The 26,407-nt window shown below is 36.0% G+C and carries 24 protein-coding genes and 2 pseudogenes; 21 read left to right on the top strand and 5 right to left on the bottom strand.

Translation table 11 applies throughout. The features are described from left to right. The first annotated feature begins 16 nt into the window (after window positions 1-16). Complete coding sequence (locus tag OGZ34_RS12550) at window positions 17-2,683, top strand: TonB-dependent receptor (protein WP_263360411.1); 2,667 nt, start codon at window positions 17-19, stop codon at window positions 2,681-2,683. A 136-nt stretch (window positions 2,684-2,819) separates the two neighbouring features. Here OGZ34_RS12550 and OGZ34_RS12545 read toward each other — a convergent pair whose 3' ends face one another. Then, complete coding sequence (locus tag OGZ34_RS12545) at window positions 2,820-3,170, bottom strand: 4Fe-4S dicluster domain-containing protein (RefSeq protein ID WP_263360410.1); 351 nt, start codon at window positions 3,168-3,170, stop codon at window positions 2,820-2,822. A 138-nt stretch (window positions 3,171-3,308) separates the two neighbouring features. Here OGZ34_RS12545 and OGZ34_RS12540 point away from each other — a divergent pair, with 138 nt between their 5' ends. The 6 genes from OGZ34_RS12540 to OGZ34_RS12515 all read left to right on the top strand — a co-directional run bounded on the left by OGZ34_RS12540 (window position 3,309) and on the right by OGZ34_RS12515 (window position 8,411). Then, a complete protein-coding gene (locus tag OGZ34_RS12540) occupies window positions 3,309-4,382 on the top strand; it encodes an acyl-CoA reductase (protein WP_173966771.1) in 1,074 nt (357 codons plus the stop codon). Window positions 4,383-4,475: 93 nt separating this feature from the next. Beyond that, complete coding sequence (serC, locus tag OGZ34_RS12535) at window positions 4,476-5,546, top strand: 3-phosphoserine/phosphohydroxythreonine transaminase (protein WP_173966772.1); 1,071 nt, start codon at window positions 4,476-4,478, stop codon at window positions 5,544-5,546. A 225-nt stretch (window positions 5,547-5,771) separates the two neighbouring features. After that, window positions 5,772-6,722, top strand: a complete 951-nt coding sequence (locus tag OGZ34_RS12530) for a D-2-hydroxyacid dehydrogenase (RefSeq protein WP_173966773.1) — start codon at window positions 5,772-5,774, stop codon at window positions 6,720-6,722. A gap of 108 nt (window positions 6,723-6,830) precedes the next feature. After that, a complete protein-coding gene (locus OGZ34_RS12525; protein WP_173966774.1) occupies window positions 6,831-7,388 on the top strand; it encodes a hypothetical protein in 558 nt (185 codons plus the stop codon). Window positions 7,389-7,619: 231 nt separating this feature from the next. Continuing rightward, on the top strand, window positions 7,620-8,060 hold the full coding sequence (locus OGZ34_RS12520; RefSeq protein ID WP_263360409.1) for a DUF6146 family protein: 441 nt from the start codon (window positions 7,620-7,622) through the stop codon (window positions 8,058-8,060). Window positions 8,061-8,093: 33 nt separating this feature from the next. Continuing rightward, window positions 8,094-8,411 carry a DUF6787 family protein gene (locus OGZ34_RS12515; protein WP_173966776.1) on the top strand — a complete coding sequence of 106 codons (318 nt, stop codon included), beginning with the start codon at window positions 8,094-8,096 and terminating at the stop codon, window positions 8,409-8,411. Window positions 8,412-8,446: 35 nt separating this feature from the next. On the opposite strand, the gene OGZ34_RS12510 is transcribed toward OGZ34_RS12515, so the two are convergent. Continuing rightward, complete coding sequence (locus OGZ34_RS12510; RefSeq protein ID WP_373321430.1) at window positions 8,447-8,746, bottom strand: hypothetical protein; 300 nt, start codon at window positions 8,744-8,746, stop codon at window positions 8,447-8,449. Between the two features lie 331 nt (window positions 8,747-9,077). Here OGZ34_RS12510 and OGZ34_RS22420 point away from each other — a divergent pair. The 9 genes and pseudogenes from OGZ34_RS22420 to OGZ34_RS12470 form a co-directional block, all read left to right on the top strand. Beyond that, a pseudogene (locus tag OGZ34_RS22420) lies at window positions 9,078-9,299 on the top strand (ATP-binding cassette domain-containing protein); the annotation flags it as partial. Window positions 9,300-9,506: 207 nt separating this feature from the next. After that, window positions 9,507-9,956, top strand: a pseudogene (locus tag OGZ34_RS22415) (ABC transporter ATP-binding protein); the annotation flags it as partial. A gap of 39 nt (window positions 9,957-9,995) precedes the next feature. Further along, a complete protein-coding gene (locus tag OGZ34_RS12500) occupies window positions 9,996-10,760 on the top strand; it encodes a TIGR02757 family protein (protein ID WP_263360407.1) in 765 nt (254 codons plus the stop codon). A 71-nt stretch (window positions 10,761-10,831) separates the two neighbouring features. Then, on the top strand, window positions 10,832-11,893 hold the full coding sequence (locus OGZ34_RS12495) for a HEAT repeat domain-containing protein (protein ID WP_263360406.1): 1,062 nt from the start codon (window positions 10,832-10,834) through the stop codon (window positions 11,891-11,893). 122 nt (window positions 11,894-12,015) lie between these two features. Then, window positions 12,016-13,326: a glycosyltransferase family 2 protein gene (locus tag OGZ34_RS12490; protein WP_263360405.1), complete on the top strand. Its 1,311-nt coding sequence runs from the start codon at window positions 12,016-12,018 to the stop codon at window positions 13,324-13,326. Between the two features lie 7 nt (window positions 13,327-13,333). Continuing rightward, complete coding sequence (locus OGZ34_RS12485; protein WP_263360404.1) at window positions 13,334-14,596, top strand: YaiO family outer membrane beta-barrel protein; 1,263 nt, start codon at window positions 13,334-13,336, stop codon at window positions 14,594-14,596. Between the two features lie 5 nt (window positions 14,597-14,601). Beyond that, the gene (locus OGZ34_RS12480; protein WP_263360403.1) at window positions 14,602-16,815 is read left to right on the top strand and encodes a DUF4838 domain-containing protein; all 2,214 of its coding nucleotides are present in this window, start codon (window positions 14,602-14,604) and stop codon (window positions 16,813-16,815) included. An 8-nt stretch (window positions 16,816-16,823) separates the two neighbouring features. Then, a complete protein-coding gene (locus OGZ34_RS12475) occupies window positions 16,824-17,192 on the top strand; it encodes a response regulator transcription factor (RefSeq protein ID WP_173966783.1) in 369 nt (122 codons plus the stop codon). 109 nt (window positions 17,193-17,301) lie between these two features. Beyond that, the gene (locus OGZ34_RS12470) at window positions 17,302-18,654 is read left to right on the top strand and encodes a DEAD/DEAH box helicase (RefSeq protein WP_173966784.1); all 1,353 of its coding nucleotides are present in this window, start codon (window positions 17,302-17,304) and stop codon (window positions 18,652-18,654) included. Between the two features lie 163 nt (window positions 18,655-18,817). Here the strand turns inward: OGZ34_RS12470 and OGZ34_RS12465 are convergent, their stop codons facing one another. Beyond that, window positions 18,818-19,930: a lactonase family protein gene (locus OGZ34_RS12465; RefSeq protein ID WP_263360402.1), complete on the bottom strand. Its 1,113-nt coding sequence runs from the start codon at window positions 19,928-19,930 to the stop codon at window positions 18,818-18,820. Window positions 19,931-20,203: 273 nt separating this feature from the next. On the opposite strand from OGZ34_RS12465, the gene OGZ34_RS12460 reads away from it, so the two are divergent. The 5 genes from OGZ34_RS12460 (at window position 20,204) to OGZ34_RS12440 (ending at window position 25,362) form a co-directional block, all read left to right on the top strand. Next, window positions 20,204-22,132 (top strand): vWA domain-containing protein, encoded by a 1,929-nt coding sequence (locus OGZ34_RS12460; RefSeq protein WP_263360401.1) that lies wholly within the window; start codon window positions 20,204-20,206, stop codon window positions 22,130-22,132. A 139-nt stretch (window positions 22,133-22,271) separates the two neighbouring features. Continuing rightward, window positions 22,272-23,528: a dihydroorotase gene (locus OGZ34_RS12455; protein ID WP_173966787.1), complete on the top strand. Its 1,257-nt coding sequence runs from the start codon at window positions 22,272-22,274 to the stop codon at window positions 23,526-23,528. Window positions 23,529-23,533: 5 nt separating this feature from the next. Beyond that, the gene (locus OGZ34_RS12450; RefSeq protein ID WP_263360400.1) at window positions 23,534-23,860 is read left to right on the top strand and encodes a hypothetical protein; all 327 of its coding nucleotides are present in this window, start codon (window positions 23,534-23,536) and stop codon (window positions 23,858-23,860) included. Window positions 23,861-24,063: 203 nt separating this feature from the next. Then, entirely contained in the window at window positions 24,064-24,708 is a 645-nt protein-coding gene (locus OGZ34_RS12445; protein WP_263360399.1) for an alpha/beta hydrolase, read from the top strand. Between the two features lie 84 nt (window positions 24,709-24,792). Then, window positions 24,793-25,362: a cysteine hydrolase family protein gene (locus OGZ34_RS12440; protein ID WP_263360398.1), complete on the top strand. Its 570-nt coding sequence runs from the start codon at window positions 24,793-24,795 to the stop codon at window positions 25,360-25,362. Window positions 25,363-25,425: 63 nt separating this feature from the next. Here OGZ34_RS12440 and OGZ34_RS12435 read toward each other — a convergent pair whose 3' ends face one another. Together OGZ34_RS12435 and OGZ34_RS12430 are read right to left on the bottom strand one after the other, a co-directional pair. Beyond that, complete coding sequence (locus OGZ34_RS12435) at window positions 25,426-25,857, bottom strand: hypothetical protein (RefSeq protein WP_173966791.1); 432 nt, start codon at window positions 25,855-25,857, stop codon at window positions 25,426-25,428. Between the two features lie 46 nt (window positions 25,858-25,903). Then, window positions 25,904-26,407 (bottom strand): hypothetical protein, encoded by a 504-nt coding sequence (locus OGZ34_RS12430; RefSeq protein WP_263360397.1) that lies wholly within the window; start codon window positions 26,405-26,407, stop codon window positions 25,904-25,906.

Genomic DNA, 26,407 nt, shown 5'->3' with positions numbered 1-26,407 from the left:
CCAAACTCAAGTAACTATGAAAAAGATTGCATTATTAATAATTCTATTTAACACAGCATTTCTATTTGCCCAAAAAGAAATATCAGGAGTTGTAAAGGATAAATCAGGTAATCCGATACCCGGAGTTAATATTCTTGAAAAAGGAACCACAAATGGCGTATCTACCAATTTTGAAGGCGGTTATCTTATAAAAGTTAAAGAAGGCGCCGTATTAATTTTTAGTTTCGTAGGTTATACAAATGTAGAAAAATCATCCTCAAACAGTAAAACCGATGTTACATTAGACGAAAACGGAGGTCAGGTTCTGAACGATGTTGTCATTGTAGGTTCCAGAAATACAAAAAGAACTGTTGTAAATTCGGCTGTTCCAATTGACGTTATTAATGTGCAGGACGTCACGACTCAAAGTGGTAAACTAGAAATCAATCAGTTACTGCAATATGTTGCTCCTTCATTTAATGCTAACAAACAATCCGGTTCTGATGGTGCCGATCACGTAGATCCTGCTTCTTTAAGAGGTTTGGGTCCAGATCAGACACTTGTTTTGATTAACGGAAAAAGAAGACATCAATCATCACTAATTAATTTATTTGGTACACGTGGACGTGGAAATACAGGAACAGATTTAAATGCAATACCGGCCACTTCTATCAAAAGAATTGAGATTCTTAGAGATGGCGCTGCAGCACAATACGGTTCTGACGCTATTGCCGGCGTTATAAATATTGTGCTAAATGACAATGTAGACGAATTAACAGGATCTGTAACCTACGGTGTGTTTAATACCAATGCAAAAGGCGATTTCCTGGAAGGAACTCCAAATACCAAAAACTTCAGACTGGACCAAAACGGCAATGGAAATTCTTATGGTAAAAATCAGTCTTTTGACGGCGGATCTGTAAAAGTAGCTGCCAACTATGGAGTTGCAATTGGTGAAAAAGGCGGATATGCCAATTTCACCACGGAGTACATCAATAAAAACAAAACATTAAGACCTGCTTACGATTTTAGAAAAGGTTTTGGAGATGCTTCTATTCAGAGTTTTAATCTTTTTGGAAATTTAGCAATCCCCGTTTCCGAAAAAACTCAGTTTTATGCTTTTGGAGGTCGCAACTACAGAGATACAGACGCTTATGCTTTTACCCGAAACGGAGGAGAAAGAGTTGTTGAATCGGTTTATCCGGGTGGCTACACCCCTAGAATTACCTCTAATATTATCGATAATTCTCTGGCAGCAGGATTTAGAACTAAAACCGCCAGCGGATGGAATATTGACATTAGTAATACTTATGGTAAAAACCTTTTTCATTACTACATCAAAGGAACTATAAATGCTTCATTAGAAGACAAATCTCCAACAGAATTTGATGCAGGAGGACACAGTCTGACCCAAAACACAACCAACTTTGATCTTTCTAAAAACTACGATTCTGTATTAAACGGCTTAAATCTTGCTTTTGGAGCAGAATACAGAACCGAAAAATTCACCATTTTCTCAGGAGAAGAAGGCTCTTATGCTACTTACGACACTAACGGCAGACCTATAACCAATCCTACAACACAAAGTGCACCAACAATTCCAAATCCGGATTACGATCCTACAGACCCAACTTCTTCCCCAACAATTTCCAGACCGGGAGGATCACAAGGTTTTCCGGGATACAGCCCTTTGAATACCGTAGACAAAAGCCGCACCAACTTATCTTTATATACAGATGCTGAGCTGGACATTACAGAAGCCTTTTTATTAAGTGCCGCCGTTCGTTTTGAAAACTACAGTGATTTTGGAAGCACTTTAAACGGTAAATTAGCCGCCAGGGTAAAAGCCGGAAAACACATTAACTTTAGAGGATCTGTAAGTACCGGTTTCCGTGCCCCTTCGTTGGCACAAATTTATTACAACTTACGTTTTACAAATTTTAATGCAGGAGGAGCCACCGAAGTTTTACTTGCACCAAACAACAGCCCTGTTACCAAAGCTTTTGGAATTCAGAAACTAAATGAAGAAAAAGCGGTAAATGCTTCATTGGGATTCACTGCTTCTTTTGGTGATTTCACAGCAACAGTTGATGGCTACTATATTAAGGTAAAAGACCGTATCGTTCTTACCGGATATTTTGATGCTACTCCTTTAAATCTTGGTGTCGACAAAGCACAGTTTTTTGTTAACGGTGTAGATACCAGCACTCATGGTTTAGATTTAGTTCTGGCCTGGAAGAAAAGATTCGGAGAATCACTGTTTAGTGCCACTTTGGTTGGAAACATCAATGATATGAAAATTGATAATGTAAAAAATGGAACCTTAGACGAAGGTACTTTCTTTGGAAGACGTGAAAAAGCATTCTTATTGTCTTCGGCTCCGGACAGCAAATTTGGTTTAAATCTAAACTATGCTAAAAATAAATTTGATGCCGGTTTAGCATTCACCCGTTTTAGTAAAGTCGTCTTAGTAGACTACGCCGATGAAAACGACGTATACAATCCAAGATTAATTACAGATTTAACCGTTGGTTACAAACTAACGAAAAACCTAAAATTAAGTGTTGGAAGCAATAACTTATTCAACGTTTACCCAACAAAACAAGACGAGCTAGGAAACACTGAAGCAGGTGGTTACTGGGATGCTGTACAGATGGGTTTCAGTGGAGCTTACTACTATGCGAGACTTGGATTTAATTTTTAAAAAATTCAAACACCATATTATCTTCGCAAGCTAAGTCGAAAAAGAAGTTCAACTTTACCAGACCTGGCAAATGAAGGCATAAAAAAATCCTGAGTGCAAACTCAGGATTTCTTTTATTATCTAAAACAGAAAATAATTACTCCGCGTGTAAAAACGCCTGTCTGTTCAACAAAGTTTCTTCGTCTTCAACGTGATTATCGTCTGGCACACAACAATCAACCGGACATACAGCAGCACACTGAGGTTCGTCATGAAAACCTTTACACTCGGTACATTTTCCCGGAACGATATAATATACTTCATCAGAAATTGGTGTTTGCGCATCACCTGCGTCAACCTCAGTTCCATCCGGTAAAATTATTTTTCCTGAAAGACTGGTTCCGTCTTTGTATCTCCAATCGTCAGCTCCTTCATAAATTGCTGTATTTGGGCATTCTGGTTCACAAGCCCCACAGTTTATGCATTCGTCAGTTATAATTATTGCCATTTTGTTCTTAGTTACGAGTTAAAAATTATAAGAATTACGTTAAAAATGTCAAACATTTTATTCTGCTTTGCCTTATAACTTAATATAGCTTATTTTTGTGCAAAATTACAATCAAAACCTTTCATAAACAAATTACTTATGTTACAAAACGAAAAAAAACAGTCTTTTATAGCACTAGGTCGATTTTTAAGTCAGTTCTCTGAAGCAGAAAACACACGAAATGAATCGGTTTTAGGTAATGACCTGTTTTTTGATGATTTCATAAAACTGATTAACCTTTCGCAGTCTCACAATGGATGGTATACACCTGAGCAAGTGTATTTTGCCATAAACTCCTGGGCCGAAGCTTTGACAGAAGAGAATATTGAAAAATGGCTTTCCGCTTATGCATCAGAATTCGAAAAAACGGAAAAAACAGAAAAAACGGTCGCCTTGATCCTTGCAGGAAATATTCCGTTAGTAGGTTTTCATGACTTTTTATCGGTTTTAATCACTGGAAATAAGGCTTTAATAAAAACTTCTTCAAACGATCAGCACTTATTGCCTTTTTTAGCCAAATACCTGATTTTTACTGATGAAAATCTAAAAGATAAGATCACTTTCGTGGAAGGTAAACTAGAAAATTTTGATACGGTAATTGCTACCGGAAGCAACAATACTGCCCGCTACTTTGAATATTACTTTAAAGACAAGCCATCGATCATTCGTAAAAACAGAAATTCGGTTGCGATTTTAAACGGAAAAGAAACTCATGAGGAATTAGAAGCTTTGGGGGAAGATATTTTCAGATACTTCGGTCTGGGATGCCGCAATGTATCCAAACTTTTTGTTCCAAAAGGATATTCTTTTGATGCCTTTTTTCAGGCTATTTTTAAGTATCAGGATGTCATTCATTATGAAAAATATGCTAACAATTACGACTACAACAAAGCCGTATTTTTGATGAGTAATTTCAAATTGTTAGACAATGGCTTTTTAACTTTAAAAGAAGATTCAAGTTACGCCTCTCCTATTTCGAGCGTATTTTATGAATTCTATGAAAATATCGAAAACCTACAAGCTCGTTTAGAGACTGATTCTGAGCAAATTCAATGCATCGTGAGCCATGACTTAACTCAAAACAGCATTCCTTTCGGGCAAACCCAAAAACCACGATTGTGGGATTACGCAGATAACATAGATACTATAACGTTTTTGTTAACAACAAAGTAAAAATATGTGCAAATATTTCGAATAATTTATCGCTTTTTCAGGTCCTATTGCCGAAATTTGCGTCTTTAAATTTTTCGACTATTAACAACAACCATGAAAAAACACAACTACAGCGCAGGACCAAGTATCTTACCTCAGGAAGTTTTTGAGAAAGCCTCAAAAGCAATTTTAGATTTTAATGATTCAGGACTCTCTATTCTTGAAATTTCGCACCGAAGCAAAGATTTCGTTGCCGTTATGGAAGAAGCCCGATCCCTTGCTTTAGAATTATTAGGACTTCAGGGAAAAGGATATCAGGCCTTATTTTTACAAGGTGGTGCAAGCACAGCCTTCCTTATGGCCCCATATAACCTGATGAAAGAAAACGGAAAAGCAGCTTATTTAGATTCCGGAACCTGGGCAACTGCAGCTATAAAAGAAGCAAAGTTTTTTGGAGAAACTGTTATCGTTGGCTCTTCAAAAGAAGACAATTACAGCCATATTCCAAAAGGATACGAAATACCAAGTGATGCTGATTACTTTCACTGTACCAGCAACAATACTATTTTTGGAACTCAAATGAAAGAATTCCCGGTAACTAACGTTCCTGTGGTTTGTGACATGAGTTCTGATATTTTTTCACGTGAACTGGATTTCTCTAAATTTGATTTAATCTATGCTGGTGCTCAAAAGAATATGGGGCCTGCAGGAACTACTTTGGTAGTGATCAAAGAAGAAATACTGGAGAAAAGCGGAAGAACAATTCCTAGTATGTTAGATTACGCTAAACATATTAAAGCAGAGAGCATGTACAACACACCTCCTGTTTTTGCCGTATATGTTTCGCTATTAACCTTACAATGGATCAAAGAAAAAGGAGGAGTTGCTGCTGTTGAAAAGCTAAACAATGCAAAAGCCGACTTACTTTACGCCGAAATTGACAGAAATCCACTGTTCAAAGGTGCTGCAGCGGTTGAAGATCGTTCTAAAATGAACGTTACTTTCTTATTAAACAATGCCGATCATACTGCTACTTTTGATGCTTTATGGAAAGAAGCCGGAATTTCAGGATTACCGGGGCACCGCTCAGTTGGTGGTTACAGAGCTTCAATCTACAATGCAATGTCTATCGAAAGCGTTCAGGTTTTAGTAGATGTAATGAAAGCCTTGGAGACTAAAGTTTAGTTTACGGTCGCAGTTTTTAGTTCGCAGTTTGCCAAAAACAGGAACTGAACACAGAATTCCTAGCCCCGATAGAAGTGGAGATCCTTTTTTGTTTTTTCTTTAAAAACAAAAAAGATCACAACGGATAGCGGGATTAGCTTCTAAAGAAAAAGAAAAAATTATAATATATGTTTATCATCTAATCTGTACGATTAAACAAATAAACGAATAAACACATAAACTAAGATGAAAGTATTAGCCAATGACGGAATTTCAAAAAGTGGAATTCTTGCTTTAGAAAAAGGTGGTTTTGAAGTTATTACTACAAAAGTGGCTCAGGAACAAGTAGCTAATTTTGTAAACGAGAACAATGTAGCGGTGGTTTTAGTACGTAGTGCTACCAAAGTTCGTAAAGACATTATCGATGCCTGTCCGGGATTAAAAATTATCGGCCGTGGTGGTGTTGGTATGGACAACATCGATGTTGATTATGCAAAAAGCAAAGGAATCCATGTTATCAATACACCTGCTTCATCATCAGAATCTGTTGCTGAATTGGTATTTGGACACTTATTTTCCGGTGTTCGTTTTTTACATGATTCTAACCGAAATATGCCTCTTGAAGGAGATTCTAACTTTGACGGACTGAAAAAAGCGTACGCAAACGGTACCGAATTAAGAGGAAAAACTCTTGGTATTGTTGGTATTGGACGTATTGGTCAGGCTACTGCAAAAATGGCACTTGGTTTAGGAATGAAAGTAATCGCTGCAGATAGCTTTATTCCTTCTGTAGACGTTAAAGTGGAGTTTTTCGACGGTCAGTCTATCACTACTACTATCGTTTCTCAATCTTTAGAGTCTTTATTCAAAGAAGCTGATTTTATCACCTTACACGTTCCTGCTCAGGATGGATATATCATTGGAGAAAAAGAACTGGCGATTATGAAAGATGGCGTTGGAATCGTAAACTGTGCCCGTGGTGGTGTTATCGACGAAGTAGCCTTGTTAAAAGCTTTAGATTCAGGAAAAGTTGCATTTGCAGGATTAGACGTTTTTGAAAGTGAACCAAAACCGGAAATGGCTATTTTAATGCACTCTAAAATTTCATTGACACCACATATTGGAGCTGCTACAGATGAAGCACAAGACAGAATTGGTACAGAATTAGCCTCACAAATTATTTCTTTACTAAGCTAATGAATTAAAAATAAATTATTTAGGAGGGATTTATTAACATCGTTTAATAAATCCCTTTCTTTTTTTGATTAAATTTGAGTTTAAATTCTAACCTAAATTCTTTTAATCATGTTTGAACAATTAACACAATTAGTACAACAATACGGAGGAGATGCAGTGGTAAACAATGCTGCTGTCCCAAATGAGCATAATGAAGCGGTTATACAAGAAACTAGTTCTTCAATATTTTCAGGATTGCAAAAAATTGCTTCAGAAGGAGGTGCAGAACAATTGGCAGGCTTATTCAACGGAACTTCAAAGTTAGACAGTTCTAATCCTGTTGTACAGCAAATAACACAGCAATTGAGCGGTAGTCTTGGTGAAAAATTCGGATTAAGCAGCGCCGATTCAGCTGGTGTCGCTTCAGGCATGATTCCACAGGTTTTGAGTTCTTTAGTAAACAAAGCAAAAGATCCAAACGACAGTAGTTTTAATATTTCAGATATTATAAGCTCAATCTCCGGAAACAGCGGACAGGCTTCTGGCATCATGGATACCATCAATAAATACGGAATGCAGTTTGGCCTCGACCAAAATAACGACGGAAAAGTAGACGTAGCCGATGCAATGGCACTCACCAAAAGCGGAGGTCTTGGCGGTTTACTAGGGAAATTGTTTGGGAAATAGTTTCTTTTTGAGGGACAAAGGCTCAAAGTTACAAAGGTCCACAGGTCTCAACCAAAGCAATAAAAAGTCTGTTTACATTCATGTAAACAGACTTTTCTCTTTTATAGAACTAAGTTACAACAAACCTTTTAAACCTATGCGACTTTGAACCTTTGAACCTTTGTTTACAAACTGTTAAATCTCCAAACCTTTTCCTCATTTATTTGTAAATTTAGGGTTCAAACAAAAATTATGAAAAAATATCTTTTTATACTAGTCCTTCTGTTTACGATAATAGCATGCTCAACAGCTTCAAAAAATACTGTTTCTGCAAAAACATCCTCTAAACCAAATGCTGCTGTAAATGATACGGTACGAATTGCCAATGATTCTTTAGAATATGAGGTTATCATCATCGATAATGGTTTTAGTACCTGGCTGGCTTCGAGAGCACTTCCGCGAAATTATTATTCGTTAACTTATCTCGAAAACAAGAATAATTTGTACGTGACAGAATGGAACAATCGTGTTTTACAACCACAACGTTACGACCCTAATTTATATGAAATGAGGATTGATTACCAGCCAACGATTCATTATGGCTACGAAGTAAATTATCTGATTTATAACTATATGATTTATTTTCAAAATACACACAAACAAAAGCTCGCAGGTTATGTTCCTATAAGATAATGTTCTTATATTTGTAATCGTTACAAATAAAGAATGAACAGACTAAAGAAACGTTGGGGTATTACCTCAAATGTACAAGCCATTATAATACTAATTGTTTTTGCCATCACAGGATCGGCATCTGCATGGCTGTCTAAACCCTTTTGCGTTTTACTAGGCATTACCAAAGAAGATTTTGGAGGCTGGTTTACTTTGATCCGATTGCTGATTATTTTTCCAATCTATCAGGTTTTATTAGTCGCCATTGGTACACTGTTTGGGCAATTCCGTTTCTTTTGGAATTTTGAAAAGAAAATGCTTAAAAATATGGGACTGGGATTCTTGTTTAAAGATAAAGAGCCTAAATCTTAACTTACCTTAAAAAGTACAAAATCGATTAAAAAGATTTAAGATTGCTCCTTACTTCCTTTTTGAAAAAAGTAAGTGTAAATCCAGGTTATTGTAAAGGAGGGAATAATGTCTGTTCCCGGAAGTATTTCTTCCACAAAAGTCAGTACACTTGCTACTTTCCCTACTCTTCCCGGGTACATTCTGATCATGATAAAAGCCGCTATTGGCGCCCAGATCAAATCAGCAATCTCTGCAACCCCCAGTATACTGTAGGTTAGCATTCCTATTCCATCCAAAATCAGCCCCAAAAGGAGTTTCTTTGTTCTATCATCATGTATTACATTGGCTTCCTGCATTTTCATCGTATTTAGAAATTCGAATTTAAAAAGAATTCTTTAAAACTAACTTATTTTTTGATCGTAATTTATTTCTTAATTCCCACCTTTTCAACGCTTTTCATTACCAAAAAGCATATCCTTCAATCTTCTCCCAAAAACCAGGCCGATTATTTAGTAGTGATTTTTTTTTGTTCTCTTAGCTTTTTCCAATTCCACAAAATTGAGATTGTCATTGTCATTGTCATTGATATTATCATTGATATTGCTCTTAAAAACTTGTTCTTAAAATTCTGTTAGCTGCATTTTTATATCGAAAGAATCTTTGTTTCTTTGTAGAAACAGTTTCAAAATGATCCACGCAAAAAATATACATAAGTTTTACGACAAATTAGAAGTTTTAAAAGGAGTCGATCTACACATTAAAAAAGGAGAAATTGTTTCAATTGTTGGCGCATCAGGTGCAGGAAAAACAACGCTCTTACAAATTTTAGGAACCTTAGACAAACCTGAAAGAAATGCTGCCTCTTCCCTGACTATCAATGGAGAAAATGTGTTAAAATTGCAGGACACTGAAACGGACAATTCAAAAGAGGAAAAAAGATTCAAAATTGTATCGTGGATTGGCGTTTTGTACTCCATTTTATTATTGGTTTATCTAGTCTTCTTCAGAACTAAAAATGAGGATGATTTATTGGAATATGTCGCACTTTTTGCTTTCTCGCAGCCTATCTTGTCAGTACTCATCTATTTGAACCGTTATTTTAAAAAGAAGAGCAAAAAGGACAAGATATTGTCTAATTTCCGAAATTTAAATTTAGGCTTTATCTTCCAGTTTCACCAATTATTACCTGAATTTACGGCGCTGGAAAACGTTTGTATCCCGGCTTATATGGCCAACAAACCTAAGGCTGAAGCAGAAAACGAAGCAAAAAAAATCTTAGAATACTTGGGATTATCACATCGCATACATCATAAACCAAATGAACTTTCGGGAGGAGAGCAGCAAAGAGTAGCTGTCGCAAGAGCGTTAATCAATAAACCCGATGTTATTTTTGCCGATGAACCTTCGGGAAATCTGGACACGCATTCGGCCGAAAATTTACACCAGTTGTTCTTCCAGCTTCGCGATGAATTTGGACAAACTTTTGTAATTGTAACCCACAATGAAGAATTGGCTAATATGGCCGACAGAAAGTTAATAATGGTTGACGGATTAATTAGCAATTAAGAACTCCACAACAATCCATTAGCATCTTTCCTTTTAATTATGACACAAAAAGAACTCAAAGAATTCCTGGACGAAAAAGTAATTCAATACAACAATCTCGATTTTATCGACAGTGACCCTGTGCAGATTCCTCATTTGTTTACTCAGAAAGAAGACATCGAAATTGCTGGCTTTTTAAGCGCAACGATCGCCTGGGGAAATCGTAAAATGATTATCCGGAACTCACATCAAATGATGGAGTTAATGGGAAATACTCCTTATGATTTTGTGATGTCGCATTCGGATGAAGATCTGGAACGTCTTGAAAATTTTGTACACCGCACTTTTAACGGAAAAGACTTTTCAGGTTTTATAAAAGGACTACGTCATATTTACCAAAACCACAATGGCCTGGAAGCGGTTTTTGCCAAAAATCAGGAAGCCGATAGTCTGCAGAAAAGCATCAGCGAATTCAAAAAAATATTTTTCGAGATCGATCATTTACCGAGAACTCAAAAACACATTTCAGATCCGCTAAACAATTCGGCTGCAAAAAGAATCAACATGTACCTGCGCTGGATGGTGCGTCAGGATACAAAAGGTGTTGATTTAGGAATCTGGAAAACAATTTCTCCTGCTGTATTGTCCTGCCCGCTTGATGTACATTCCGGCAATGTAGCCCGAAAACTAGGGATCCTAACCCGAAAACAAAATGACGGAAAGGCCTTAACAGAACTTGACCTGAAACTCCGAAAAATGGATCCGCTCGATCCGGTAAAATACGACTTTGCTCTTTTCGGATTGGGCGTTTTTGAAGGATTCTAAGCCCGGTAAAGCAACCTTTCATTAGCTTTATTCTGTTTTTTTTCGTAATTTCACTCTATAAAGCAATATTTATGGAGCATTTTATAGGTTATATAAAACACTACGCCATCCCATTATTTGTATTTACAAGTTTAGCTTTAGCACTTGCCTTAATACTCAAAAGAATTCATTATCAATACACGCTACCTTACAGACATCATATTATACGAAAATCTGAAATTTTCCTGACTGAGATTACACTCTCAAAACCGGAGAAAAGCATACTAAAATATAAAATTGCCAAGTTTAAATCCGAAATTCCCATTCATAAAAACTGGTGCAAAAACATGCTGATCGAAGATATGATTCGGATGAAAAGCAACTTAAAAGGAAAAACAGCCAAAAACATTCTTCTTATTTACAAACAGCTGAACTTAAATCATTATTCAGCAAGTTTACTTCGGGACTTCAGAAAGTATAAAAAATGTGATGGTATTTATCATTTTCAGGCCTTGGGATACAAACCGGGAATTTCACTTTTAAAGAAATACCTGTTTCATCCCAATAAAATCATTCGGTCAAATGCCAATGTTGCTTACCTGATTTTAACTCAGGGCGACTGGCAGGCGGTGAACAAAGTTCCTGTAAAAGTATCTATTACCACTACAATAAAAATAATGGATGTATTGCATTCCCAAAACATCCCAATTCCACCGGAAATAGACAATTGGATCGAATCCGACAATCCTACTATTCTGAAATTAGCAGTAATGACAATGGTCTTTTACAATTACAGAAACAAATCACAAGAGATCATTAAATTACTCAAACATGAAAATAAAAGTCTAAGGACAGATGTTATCATCGCCATTCGGGATCTATACCTATACAAAGCCGAAAGTGACTTACTGTTGCAGTTTGAACAGGAGAACATCGAAATACAATTAGAAATTCTGGACGCGCTAGCTGTAATAGGGTCTGAAAAAACAATTTCGTTTTTAAATACCCAAATTCCAAAAGAAGAAATCAAGGACCTTAAATTAAAAATGGTATCGGCTTTAAACAATCTTAATGCTGTTCGTTTGGATGTAATAGGAACACAAGATAAGGATACGCAAAAAATGATTAATCACATTAGAAAATTACAACTATGATTCCGGATTTTCTATCTCATATGATTCGCTGTTACGATATTTTTGTCGCCTATTTTTCTGTTGGATATATTTTGTTCTACATATTCCTCTCTGTTTTATCCTATTGGGCAATTATAAAACACTTGAAATATCAAAAATATCTGGATGAGGAGGTTTTACTTCGTTCCAACCACATACTAGGCGTTTCTATTGTAGCTCCCGCTTTTAACGAAGGCGTAAATATTGTTTACAATGTCAAATCCCTCCTTTCTTTAACCTATCCAAAATACGAAATCATTATTGTCAATGACGGAAGTTCTGACGATACACTCGAAAAACTTATTGCAGAATTTGATCTGGTTAAAATTGATTTTTATTACCAGGAAAAAATAGCCACACAACCCGTTCGCGGACACTATAAATCAAAAAATCCCGTTTATTCAAAACTACTGATTGTAGACAAGATAAACGGAAAAAGCAAAGCCGACGCTACAAATGCCGGAATAAACTCCTCGCAATACCCATTATTTTTATGTACCGATGTGGATTGTATTTTAAAAAGAGATACTATTCTAAAACTGGCTAAACCGTTCATGGAAAACGAAACCCGTGTGATTGCCTGTGGCGCCGGAATCAGGATTTCAAACTCCTGTGAAATAAAGGAAGGTTTTTTGTTTAAAGTCCACTATCCTAAAGAATGGTATCCACGTTTTCAGGAATTAGAATATGTACGTTCTTTTATCTTTGGAAGAATGGCCTGGAGTCAGCTAAACGGCTTGCTACTGGTTTCGGGAGGTCTGGGTATGTTTGATAAAGATATTGTGATTAAAGCAGGCGGATACTGGCACCAGTCTTTGGGTGAAGATATGGAACTTGTGACACGAATGCGCAGATACATGCACGACAATAAAGAGAAGTTTTTAATCAAATACATTCCCGAATCACTTTGCTGGACCGAAGTTCCAAGTACCAGAAAAATATTCTTACGGCAACGCATCCGCTGGGCAAGAGGATTGGTGCAAACCTTACAACTGCATCGAAAAATGTTTTTAAATCCAAAATACGGACGAACCGCCTTCTTAGTGTTACCGTACTTTTTTAGTTTTGAATTTTTGGTTCCGATCGTCGAATTTGTTGGTATTCTAACCCTGATTTCAAGTTTTATATTTGGAATGATCGATTACCAGTACCTGCTTATCATAAGCCTTTTGGTTTATTTATTTTACCTCTCCATTACTATAATATCCATATTAATCGATGAAATACTGTATAAAAGTTATGCAAATTATAAAGAACTAATGATTCTTATCGGAATGGCTGCTATTGAACCTTTTGTTTACCATCCTGTAACGATTTATGCCTCATTAAAAGGCTACTGGCTCTTCTTCCGCAGAAAAGAACAAAACTGGGGCGTTATGATTCGAAAAGGATATGCAAGTCCAACTAAAAAATAATGGGATTATGAACCATAACAAAAATATACATTTTGTAAAACTGCTTATCTGCCTCTTTTTATTAGCCTTTCAAACGGTTAAAGGACAAAAAATAGATACGGATAGTCTTTTGACTGTAGTCATCAAAGACATGAAAAGCATCCGTCCAAATTATAAGGCCAATATTCAAAGAGCTTTATTAGGCAAAAAACTGGCCCCGAATTATCTTGATTTTTATCTTGTACTGGGACGAAATTACGACTTGACAAAAGCAAAAGACAGTGCCCGGTTTTATTACAATTATGTGATAGATAAAAACCCAAAATACGAAGATGCCTATCTCTATCTGATCAATATGGATTTAGCAGTCAAAAATTATGACGATGCTCTGGACTTAACCGATAAAGCCATTGAGTTGTTTCCTGATAATAAAAACTTCCGACTTAAAAGAATTTCCATTTATTCTTTGCAAAACGACACTAAAAATGAAGAAAAAGAACTAAAATCGATTCGGGCAAAATACCCCCATGATGCCGACATCGAACAGCGTCTTTTTACCTTATACTCTAAAACTAATATCGATCGTGCAGGTACTTACTACAACTACACCACAATTGATCGTGACGGTGTCGGCCCCTGGCATCTGGTAAGTACCGATTATATGCGGCAACGTACCTGGGGAAGCGTAATAGGAAGAGTCAGTTATGCAAAAAGACTGTCCTCCAATCTGGTTATGGCCAGCGGACTTCAGTTTGAAGTAGAATCCTATCTTTCGGGAAAGAAAAACAATTACTCTTATATCGATGTTGCCTACAGCAAAGACAGTGCTTTTCCAGAATGGAGACTGGGCTACTCCTATTTCTACAATTTCAACAAAGGCTGGGAAGCCGATTTAGGCTTTCGCTTCATCGAAATGCAGGACAACAGCAATTTAAAAACCTTAAATGTAGGCCTGGGGAAATACTTTGGCTCCTATTGGGTCAATTTAAGATCCTATATTCAAAAAGAAGGCACTTCGTTAACTCTGACTTCGCGTTACTATTACGGAACTAAATTTGATTATGTTACTGTAATTGCGGGTTACGGAACTTCACCGGACGACCAGACCAGATCAGTAGAATATCAAAACAGAGCGGCTTTAAGCTCTTACAGATTAAGTGCCGGTTTTTATAAATTAATCAAAACCCATTATATTTTCGGTCTATTAATCACGGACAATCAACAAGAATACAGCCCGAAGAAATTTCAAAACGAACTTGATTTTGCTTTTATACTGCAATATAAATTCTAAATCGTATGAAAAAAAAGCAAACTCTTTATTTTCCATTTTTTCTACTCACCCTGCTTAGCTTTAAGATGATGGCACAATCTGAAATTATAATATCCGATCAAAACAAGATTATTGCGACAGCCGAAAATACTCAGGCGGCGGCAGGAATCCTGAAGAAGTATCTTGACAAAGCCATTTCAAAGCCATTTCAAATTGTATCTGAAAGTAAAAAAGAAAGCACTGCCTCCGAAATAGTTCTGGAAATTGCTAACGACAAAAAACTTAAAGTAAATGAATTCATCATCAAAAGTGATTCAAAATCAATTTATGTAACTGCTACAAATCAAAAATACCTGCGATATGCTATTTATACTCTATTGGAAATCTGGGAATTTCGAAAATTCACAGCTACAGAAACCTACATTCCGAAAATAACTCAATTTACCTTTGCAAAAAACACTATTAAAACCTACCAGCCTTCCTTTGATTACAGAGCTTTGTTTTATCCCGATTGTTATGATGAAGATTTCAGAGACTGGCACAAACTCGATTGGCATATTGACGATTTTGGCCTTTGGGGACATTCTTTTAGCACCCTTGTTCCGCCAAAGGAGTATTTTAAAAACAACCCTAAACTTTTTGCTTTGTACGAAGACGAACGAAATACGGAATCTTTGTGCATGACCAATGATACTGTCGTACGCTTGGTTGAGAAAAACATGGCCGAAATTATCGCAAAAACTCCTAATGCGCAGTTTTATTCGGTAAGCCAGAATGATGACGTGGTGTATTGTGAATGTACCGAATGCAAAGCCATCAACAATAAATATGGTGGTCCACAAGGTTCTTTTTATTATTTTCTGAATAAAATTGCAGCTCACTTTCCTAAAACAAAAATTACAACCCTGGCCTATCTTCATACTTTCAAACCTCCTGTAAATTTAAAAATAGAACCCAACATTTATACTATTTTATGCCCAATCGAACTGGATCGCGGCAAACCCATTACCAATCAGAACTCTCCTTCATTTTTAAAAAATTTAGAAAACTGGAGCGTAACTTCACCACACTTGTTTTTATGGGATTATACCGTACAGTTCTCTAATTTCATGTCACCCTTTCCTAATTTTGAATCTTTTCAGGACAACTATAAGCTCTTTAAAAAAAACAAAGTAAAAGGATTATTCGTGCAGGGCTATGCTGATGTTCCCGGAGATTTTTCGGAATTGCGACAATATCTTCTCGCCAAATTAATATGGAATACCGATATTGATGTGAAAGCCGTAACAGCCGACTTTTTCAGAGGTTTTTACGGAAAAGCTGCCCCCTTTGTCGCAAAATACCTTGACCTGCTGGAAGCCAATCAAAACAAAAGCAAAGCTTACTTAGACATCTATTCAGGTCCCGTTCAGGCCCGAAATACTTTCCTAACTCCGGAAGCTATGGACCAATACGATCATTTACTCGAGCAGGCATTTACAGCCGTCGAAAATGATTCCGTTTTAAATTCACGTGTTCACAAATTGCGACTGGCGTTAGAATTTGTCTATTTTGAGCAAGCCAAATTTTACGGGAAAAACCAACACGGTATGTTTATCGTAAATTCCAAAGGAGAGAAAGAAGTAAAAAAAGGTTTAACAGAAAGAGTTTTAAAATTCGCCCAATCCTGCAATCAATTTGGAATTTACGAATTGAGTGAAGACGGGCTTTCTCCGGATAATTATTATAAAGAATGGATTGAAATTTGCAAAAATACAACCACTCATTTGGGCGAGGATTTAAAAGTTACCTTTATAACACCTCCTTCAGCTGAATTTAAAGGTAAAGGAAGTTATGGCTTAGTCGACGGAAACAGAGGTTACAAAGATTTCAATAGTAACTGGATTGGATGGTATGAAACGAATCCCGAAATTGAAATCGTAACCAAAAATCTTACTTTTAATACGCTGAAATTAAATTTCCTAAGCGACCATAGGCATTGGATTTTCACCCCCAAAAGCATCAAAATATACGGTTTCAAAAATCAAAAATGGGAGCTTATAAACGATCAAATTTGTGACATTTTAACAGAAGACTACGAAATTACAACAAAATCATGGGAAATTAGAAATCCAATCTTCAGTAGTTTTGTCAAAATTAAAATCGTCGCAGAAAACCAGAAGGAACTTCCCGTCTGGAGGAAACGAAAAAACAAAAAAGCTATGATAATGCTGGACGAGATAGAATTGTTTAAAAAATAAGAGTCAAAATGGATACTAGCGATAAAAAAATTATGATCATCGATAATGATGACATGACCGTTGAAATTCTAAAATTCATTCTTAAAAAAGAAGGGTACAAAATAAGTATTGCAAAAGATGGCATCAGTGCCATGGAGCGCCTGCCTGTTATTATGCCTGATTTGGTTATTACCACGATTACTATTCCGCTTAAATCCGGTTTAGAAATCATCAATGAAATCAAACAAAATTACAGTAACATTCGTGTTGTCGCACTTTCCTCTCTTGGAGAGGAAGAAAACACCGTTGAAGAAGCTTTTGAACTGGGTGTAGACGATTTTATTGCAAAACCCTTTAATCCAAATGAGCTTTTATTGCGAATAAAACGTTTTTTATAGCATTTTAAACTGCTTTTTTGAGAAATACGAATACGATAAACCGTTGTAATTTCTAAGAAACATCAATTATCAGCTATTTATAGCTATATTTGCACAAAATTTAATGCAAATGAGCACTTTCGAAAAATTCAATCTCCCAAAATCAGTACAAAAAGCAATCGACGAATTAGGATTTGTTACGCCTACCCCTATTCAGGAAAAATCTTTTGCCGTGATTATGTCTGGCCGGGACATGATGGGAATTGCGCAAACCGGTACCGGTAAAACGTTTGCTTACTTATTACCACTTTTAAAACTTTACAAATTTACCAATACCAATACGCCAAAAATTGTAATTCTGGTTCCAACGCGTGAATTAGTAGTTCAGGTTGTAGAAGAAGTCGAGAAATTAACCAAATACATGTCGGTTAAAACACTTGGTATCTTTGGTGGAGTGAACATCAATACGCAAAAAAAAGCTGTATACGAAGGTGTCGATATCTTAGTAGGAACCCCTGGTAGAACCATGGATTTAGCCCTGGATGCCGTAGTACGTTTTGATGAAACTCAAAAATTAGTCATTGATGAGTTTGACGAAATGCTGAATTTAGGTTTCCGTACACAATTGACAGCTCTTTTAGCAATGATGAAAACCAAACGTCAGAACATTCTTTTCTCAGCAACTATGACAGATGAGGTTGATGCTGTACTGAATGACTTTTTTGACTTTCCGGAAGAAGTAACACTTGCTGCTTCAGGAACTCCTTTAGAAAAAATTACACAGATTACTTACAATGTTCCGAATTTCAATACTAAAGTAAATCTCCTAAAGCATTTACTTGAAACCAACGAAAGCATGGAACGTGTTTTAGTTTTCGTAAACAATAAAAAGATTTCGGATATGCTTCATACCCGAATCGAAGAAGATTTTGAAGGGCAATTTGGGGTAATCCACTCCAATAAATCTCAAAATTATCGTTTGAGTACGATGGCAGAATTCCAGGAAGGAAATCTTCGTGGATTAATCACGACAGACATTATGGCGAGAGGTTTAGATATTTCGAACATCTCCCACGTTATTAACTTCGAACTTCCTGAATTCCCTGAACTGTACATGCACAGAATTGGTCGTACAGGTCGTGCCGACGCTACAGGGACAGCTATTAGTTTCATTACACCACGTGAAGAAGAATTTAAAATTGAAGTTGAAGTTTTAATGAATCAGGAACTTGAAATCGCAGATTTCCCTGAAGAAGTTGAAATTTCAACCAAGTTAATTGAACCTGAAAAAGACAGACAACCTATTAAGTTTTTAATGAAAAAACAAAAACTTGATGGTGATGGTGCCTTTCACGAAAAAGCTAAAAAGAATAAAAAAGTCAACCTTGGAGGTCCTTCCAAAACAAAAAAGAAAACCCACGGATCTGTCAATCGAAACATGTTAAAAACGAGAGACAAGAAGAGAAAAGATAAGGATAAATAGTTTTTTTTTTTAAAGGAGCTAAGGGGCTGAGGGGCTGAGGCACTAAGGATTAAGTAAAAAGCTCAAAATATTGAATTAAGTTATTCTTAATTCAATATTTTGAGCTTTTTTATTGTTCGAACCTCAGTACCTCTGTACCTTTGCTCCTTTGAACCTTAAGAACCTATATTTTCGTAAAAACCAACCCCACCGGAGAACACAATCCGATTCTCTTACCGGTATCGGTTAATTTTCCAGTTGCTATATCTCTTTTAAAAACAATTATATCATTGGTATACTGATGTCCTACTAAAAGATAATTTCCGGTAGGATCGATTGCAAAATCTCTTGGACCTTTTCCTAAAGTACTGATTTGATCCACCAGTTCAATTCCACCCTCTTTTTGAATTTTATAAACTGCAATCGAATTGGAATCTACGCGATCTGTAACGTATAAAAATGCTCCGTCAGGCGAAACTTTAATGGCCGCAGCTCCCGTTCCTCCTTTAAATCCTTTTGGCAAAATACTGGTTTCGGCAACCACTTTCAGGTTTCCGTTTTTATCAAAACTAAAAGTAGTCAGCGTACCGTCTAATTCCTGAACCAGGTATACAAATCTACCATCTTTGCTAAAAGTCAAATGTCTTGGTCCACTTCCTGGCTTCACGTCTACAGTTCCTTTTAGGGTTAAGATTTCATTTTTAGAACTCGCATTGTACTTATAAATAAAAACCTTATCCAGACCTAAATCGTTAGATAAAACAAACTTTTTATCCGGTGAAAAAGCAACCATATGCACGTGTGCTTTCTCCTGACGTGCTGCATTAATTCCTTTCCCTTCATGTTGAACCAACTGCTGTGCTTCGGAAATACTTCCATCTGCATTCTTTTTAAAAACAGCAATATTACCACCCGAATAATTCGCAACAAGCACATTTTTGTCATCATTAATCAAATGACAAGGATCTGCTCCCAAAGCATCATTTTTATTCAAAAAAGTAAGTTTTCCTCCTACCGGATCGTAACCAAAAGCACTAACCGAACTTTGAGGTCCGTTTTCGTTTACGGCATAAACAAACTTATTATCAGCCGAAACAGACAAATAACTTGGACTCACAACACTTTCAGAAGAACCTTTCAATTTAAAAGCACCGGAATCAGCATCAAATTCGTAAACATAGATTCCGTTGCTCTGACAGGTATTCGTATAAGTCCCTACCAGCAAATTGAATTTGTTCTGAGCTTGTAAACCTGCACAGGACAAAGCAGAAAAAAGTATTACATATAATCTCTTCATAATCTTTGAATTAATTTTTGGATACGCTAAAATAGGGAATAATATCTTTTCTAAACTTATTTTTTGTTACAAAAGGGATTACAAAAGTTACATTTTTCAAACAATATCGTTTACTTTTCTAAAACCCGCAAACCCTACAAATACAATAATTTTTAACCTCAGTAACCTTTGCTTATAATCTCTCTCATAACTCAGCAGTTTTGAGTAAAAATTTGTATTTTTGACCAGTGTCTTCGCGAAAAATAAAACGTAGTGAAGTAAATCGAAGCCAGAATGCATTTTAAACATCCCGAAATTCTATACTTTCTGTTTTTGTTAATTGTTCCAATTTTGGTTCATTTATTTCAATTACGACGTTTTAAAACCTCTTTCTTTACCAATGTTCGTTTCCTTAAAGAACTTGCTATTCAAACCCGAAAGAGTTCTAAAATCAAAAAACGATTATTGCTGGCTACCCGTTTATTATTGCTAACCTGTATTATTCTCGCTTTTGCTCAGCCTTTTTTTCAGGCCAAAGACAGCAAAAATGCAGCTAACGAAATGTATATCATTCTTGACAACTCGTTTAGCATGCAGGCCAAAGGTAAAAAAGGTGAACTGCTAAAACGTGCTGTACAGGAACTACTGGAAAACACGCCCGAAAACACCACTTTTTCATTACTGACCAATACCGAAAATTATTGGAACACAGATATCAAGTCATCTAAAAGTGCTTTGCAAAACTTAAAATACAGTGCTACTCCTTTTGAGCTTCCATCAATAATGGCAAAGATCAAAGCACACAAATCAGCGCATAAAAAAGATATTGTTGTTATTACGGATGCTGTAGGTTTAGTCGAAAAAGATGTAAAAAACATTGATACAGAAGAGAAACCCTATTTCATTATCCCGGAAGCTGAACAAAAAAACAACATCGCCATAGACAGTGTTTTTATCAATCAAACCTTAGAGAACTTCTACGAAATAGGTGTTAGTTTATCTGCTTACGGTGAAGATTTCAAGCCTATTTCGATGGCGTTATATAATCAAAGTAAGCTAATTGCTAAGACCATTATCAATTTTGATGCAAAGAAAAAGAAAATCAACTTTACCATTCCTAAAGAGGCTTTTCATGGCTATGTCGTTATTGAAGACAATGGATTAACTTACGACAACAAACTCTATTTCAGCATTCTAAAAACGAAGAAAACCAATATCATCAGCATTGGTGAGCCTGAAAAAAGCAATTTCCTGTCCCGAATTTATACGTCAGCAGAATTCAACTATAACAATTATTCAATTAGCAGTTTGGATTACAATAGTCTGAACAAACAAAACACGATCATTTTAAATGAATTAACAGAAGTTCCTCAGGCACTGCAAACTACTTTAAAAGCTTTTGTTTCTAAAGGAGGTAATTTAGTTGTGATTCCGTCCGAGAAAACTTCGATTTCAAATTTGAATTCTTTTTTAGGTAATTTTGGGAAAATTCAGTTTACGGCTCTTGAAACCAAAGCGAAGCTAATCACCAAAATCAATTTTGATCATCCATTATTCTCTGGTGTTTTTGAGAATAAAATCACAAATTTTCAATATCCGAAAACAAATAGTTCTTTCGATCTTTCAAGCCCTTATCCGGCCGTTTTATCGTACGAAGATCAAAGCGTGTTTGTTACAGCCATTCAAAATCCGGTTTCCGGAATTACAGTTTTTTCCGCCCCTATTAATGCGGCAAATTCAAACTTTCAGCAATCGCCATTAATCGTTCCCTTGTTTTATAAAATGGGGCAAAACAATCAAAAAACAGGAGTTAATGCCCTGGTTATAGGAAGCAATCAGCCTTATTTTGTAGACGTACTATTAACTAAGGACGCTATTTTGGAAGTAAAAGGAAACGATGATTCTTTTATCCCAATTCAGCAAGTATTAAACAACAAAGTCAAACTGACCTTCAATGATTTTCCTGAAACAGCCGGAAACTATAGTGTTTTTGATCGAAAAGAATGGATTGAAAACCTGAGTTTCAATTACAAAAGAAGTGAAAGCGATTTGAGTCAGGTAAACACAAATGTCGTTTCAGATTTTAAAACGGCTGATACCATTTCAACCATTTTTAACACCTTACAAACTGAGCGTACAGACAGCCAAATTTGGAAATGGTTTGTTATCTTTGCACTGTTATTTTTAGCTTTGGAAATGGCAATTATAAAATTTGTAAAGTAGTTTTTTAGCCTGTATGTCATTTCGACCTAAGGAGAAATCATACTCGCTGAGAAAGCACTGCACGGAATATTGGATGCGATTTCTCCTTCGTCGAAATGACAAGAAAGAATTTGTAAATAAAAAATAAATTTCTCTACATATGAAAATAATCATCAGAAGCGCCAAAATTATCGATTCAAAAAGTCCGTTTCACAATCAGACTGTTGATCTTTTAATTGCAGATGGTTTAATTGAAAAAATAGGAACTTCGATTCTTGATATCGAGGATACAACCGAAGTTAAATTTGACCACTTACATCTTTCTCAGGGCTGGTTTGACAGCAGTGTTTCCTTTGGAGAACCAGGTTACGAAGATAGAGAAACGATCGCTAACGGACTGAATGTTGCTGCTAAAAGCGGTTTTACAGCGGTTGCGCTTCAACCCAACTCCTTCCCTGTTATTGACAATCAATCGCAGGTAAATTTTGTAAAAAACAAAGCAGCCGGTTTTGCAACAGAACTTTTCCCTATTGGAGCTTTAACCAAAGCCAGCGAAGGAAAGGATATGGCAGAATTATTTGATATGAAGAAAGCAGGAGCCGTCGCTTTTGGAGATTACAACAAAAGCATCGATAATGCCAATCTTTTAAAAATTGCATTGCAGTACGTTCAAGACTTTGACGGCTTAGTGATTACTTACGTTCAAGACCCTAATCTAAAAGGAAACGGAGTTGCCAATGAAGGAATCGTTTCAACAAGACTAGGTCTTAAAGGAATCCCTGCTTTGGCAGAAGAACTTCAAGTTGCAAGAAACTTATTTTTGCTGGAATACACTGGTGGAAAACTACACATTCCAACAGTTTCGACAGCAAAAACAGTAGCATTAATTAAAGAAGCAAAAGCAAAAGGCTTACAAGTAAGCTGTAGTGTTGCTGTACATCATCTTGTATTGACTGACGAAAAACTGGAAGAATTCGATACCCGTTTTAAAGTAACACCACCACTTAGAAACGAAACAGACAGAACTGCGCTTTTAAATGCAGTTTTAGACGGTACAATTGATATGATTACTTCTGATCACAACCCAATTGATATCGAATTCAAGAAAATGGAATTTGATACCGCTAAAAACGGAACAATTGGTCTTGAAAGTGCTTTTGGTGCTTTATTAACTGTTTTACCTTTAGAAACCGTAATTGAAAAATTAACTTTAGGAAAATCTGTTTTCGGGATTCAAAATAATACTATTGCCGAAGGCTCAAAAGCCAACTTTACTTTCTTTACTCCGGAAGGAAAATCAACCTTTACAAAAGAAAACATTCTCTCCAAGTCTAAAAACTCGGCTTTTTTAGGAGCAGAAATCAAAGGAACTGTGTACGGAATATTAAATCAAAATAAACTTGTTACCTCTAAATAATTACAATGAACAATTCAATTGAAAAGGGAAAACCAATCGCTATCACCAGTTATATTTTGATTATTGGGGTATTAATTGCAATGTCAATGAACTCTGAAGACAAAAACAACTTTGCTTCTTTTCACATCCGCCAGGCATTGGGACTTTCCCTGACCTTTATTTCATTCGGAGCCATCATCAGCAATTTTGACAGCTTTTTCATTACTTTCCCGATGTGGATTTCTATTTCGATTTTATGGACTTATGGTATTTTTACAGCCATTCAGGGGCAAACAAAACCTATTCCGTTAGTGGGAGAACTTTTCCAAAAATGGTTTCAAAAAATAGGTTAATTTTTAAATTACAATTAGAAAAAAATCCAAATTTTAAATTCCAAATTCCAAAAAAGTAATCCCTTAAAATCTGCGTTTTCGCTTTAGCGAATCTGTTTCATCCGCGTACCAATTTTGAATATAGACAAGCAAAAACGCCAATAAAAATTCTAACAAGTCCGTAATTCAACTTAAAACTGAGACTGCGGCTGAAAACTAAAAAAATGAATCTATCTCTAGAATATAAAATACAAGCACCAAAAGTTATCTTAGACAAAAATCCTGTTTTACTTTTGTTACACGGATATGGCAGCAACGAAGCCGATTTATTTTCGTTTGCAACCGAACTTCCTGATCACTATTACATCGTTTCAGCCAGAGCCCCTTACGATTTACAATATGGAGCTTACGCCTGGTACGCGATTAACTTTGATGCCGACCAGAATAAATTTTCAGACAATGAACAAGCAAAAACTTCCCGTGATATAATCGCTTCATTCATTGATGAATTGACTGCTAAATATCCTATTGATGCCAACAATGTAACTTTGGTTGGTTTTAGTCAGGGATCAATTTTGAGCTATGCTGTAGCGCTTTCGTATCCTGAAAAAGTACAGCGAGTAGTGGCTATGAGTGGCTATTTCAATGACGAAATCATAAAAGAAGGTTACGAAAATAACAATTTTACAAACCTGAAAATATTTGCTTCTCACGGAACTGTCGATCAGGTTATACCGATTGAATGGGCCAGAAAAACTCCGGCAATTTTAGAAAAATTAAACATCCCGGTAACTTATAAAGAATATCCTGTTGGTCACGGTGTTGCACCACAGAATTTCTTTGACTTTAAGAACTGGCTGGCGGAGTAGTATTCAGTTTTCAGTCGCAGTTCGAAGTCTCAGTACATAGCAATTTTAGTTCTCAAAAATGATCAAATTCAAAATTCTAAAATTATGAATTACACAAAACCAGAAAATCCTGCACTACTATTAATTGACATTCAAAAAGGATTCAATGATATTGCTTACTGGGGAGGAGTCCGAAATAATACCGATGCTGAACAAAAAGCCGCTGAACTTCTGAAAATATGGCGAAATAAAAAACTACCTATCTTTCATGTCCAACATTGTTCTTCTAATCCGAAGTCCATTTTAAATGAGACACATCCAGGCAATGAATTTCAGGATATTGTAAAACCAAATCAAGGCGAAACAATCATCAGGAAAAACGTAAACAGTGCATTCATCGGAACTAATTTAAAAGAATTACTTGACGATGCTAAAATCAAAACCATTGTTATTGTAGGCCTAACTACAGATCATTGTGTTTCTACAACCACAAGAATGGCAGGGAACTTTGGCTACGATGTTTACTTAATTTCTGATGCTACAGCAACTTTCAATAAAAAAGGCGTAAACGGAGAGGAATTCTCTGCTGAAATAATACATCAGACGGCTCTCGCCAGTTTAAATGAAGAATTTGCGCAGGTAGTAACTTCTGAATTTATCAAAGGGATTATTTGATTTTTAATCACAGTCGCCGTTTTAGGTCTAGACTGAAAACGGCGACTGTGACTGAACGCTAAACTATTCTCCTGTATAGATAATTTTACCATTCTTTTTCAGCACATAACCTTTCCAGGCAATTAACTGATAATCACCCTTTACCCAAGGCTCTCCTTCCGATTTTCTTTCTAAAAGGATTACTTCATCTTGAGTGTCCAGAAAAAGCTCTGCTTTATTTCCGTCAAAAATAACATAAGCCACAGTCGAGTATGTTTTTCCATCTTCAGCATGAGCCAATTTTGTACCTATTTCAAAAATACGAACACATTCATTTTTAAGAACAGACCAGGTATATCCAGCAGAACCTTTACAGCCATGAGCATCAGAATCACCTCCCACAACAACTGGTCTTACTTCCTCTTTCTTTTCAGGAGTTTTATTCTCTTCAGCAACTTTCTTTCCACAAGAGAACGAAAGCCCCATCACAACCGCAAATAAAAAAATCTTTTTCATACGTCAAATATTTAGTTAAACCTCTATAAAACGAAACAATACATTCTTATTTTTGATACAACCAGGTTTGGTTTACTTCAAAAGTAATACTTTCATCGTCATTAACAAAGTACTTTAATAAGACTTCTCCCCATAATTCCCCATTACTATAGTCTGCAATAATCCATCTGTGGTTTAGAATTTTTACTTTATTGATAATAAATTTGTTCGGACCAATTTTATCCTGTCCCGTATAAGGATTCCCGTTTGGATTTGCATTTAAGTCTAATAATTTCTCTGTTACCAGCGGAATCAATTTTTCATATAAGATTACTTTTCCACCACTAGCGCCGTTATCAAAGTAATTTTGTGCATTTTCATTATGCTCTAAAGAGAAATAATCCGCTTCAGCCAGTTTCGTTGATACCAGACTAATACTATCTCTAAGTTTCTTTGTTGTTTTCTCATATCTTTCCTTTTCAAATTTTACTTCACTGCTGTAAAACATATAAGTAAAAACATTCATTAATATCGCCAGGATAAAAAGGTAAAGCATTAAGGATTTTTTCAT

Origin of the sequence: Flavobacterium collinsii, assembly GCF_946903285.1 — a bacterium.
GTDB lineage: Bacteria > Bacteroidota > Bacteroidia > Flavobacteriales > Flavobacteriaceae > Flavobacterium > Flavobacterium collinsii.
This window is presented reverse-complemented; position numbering and strand designations above follow the sequence as displayed.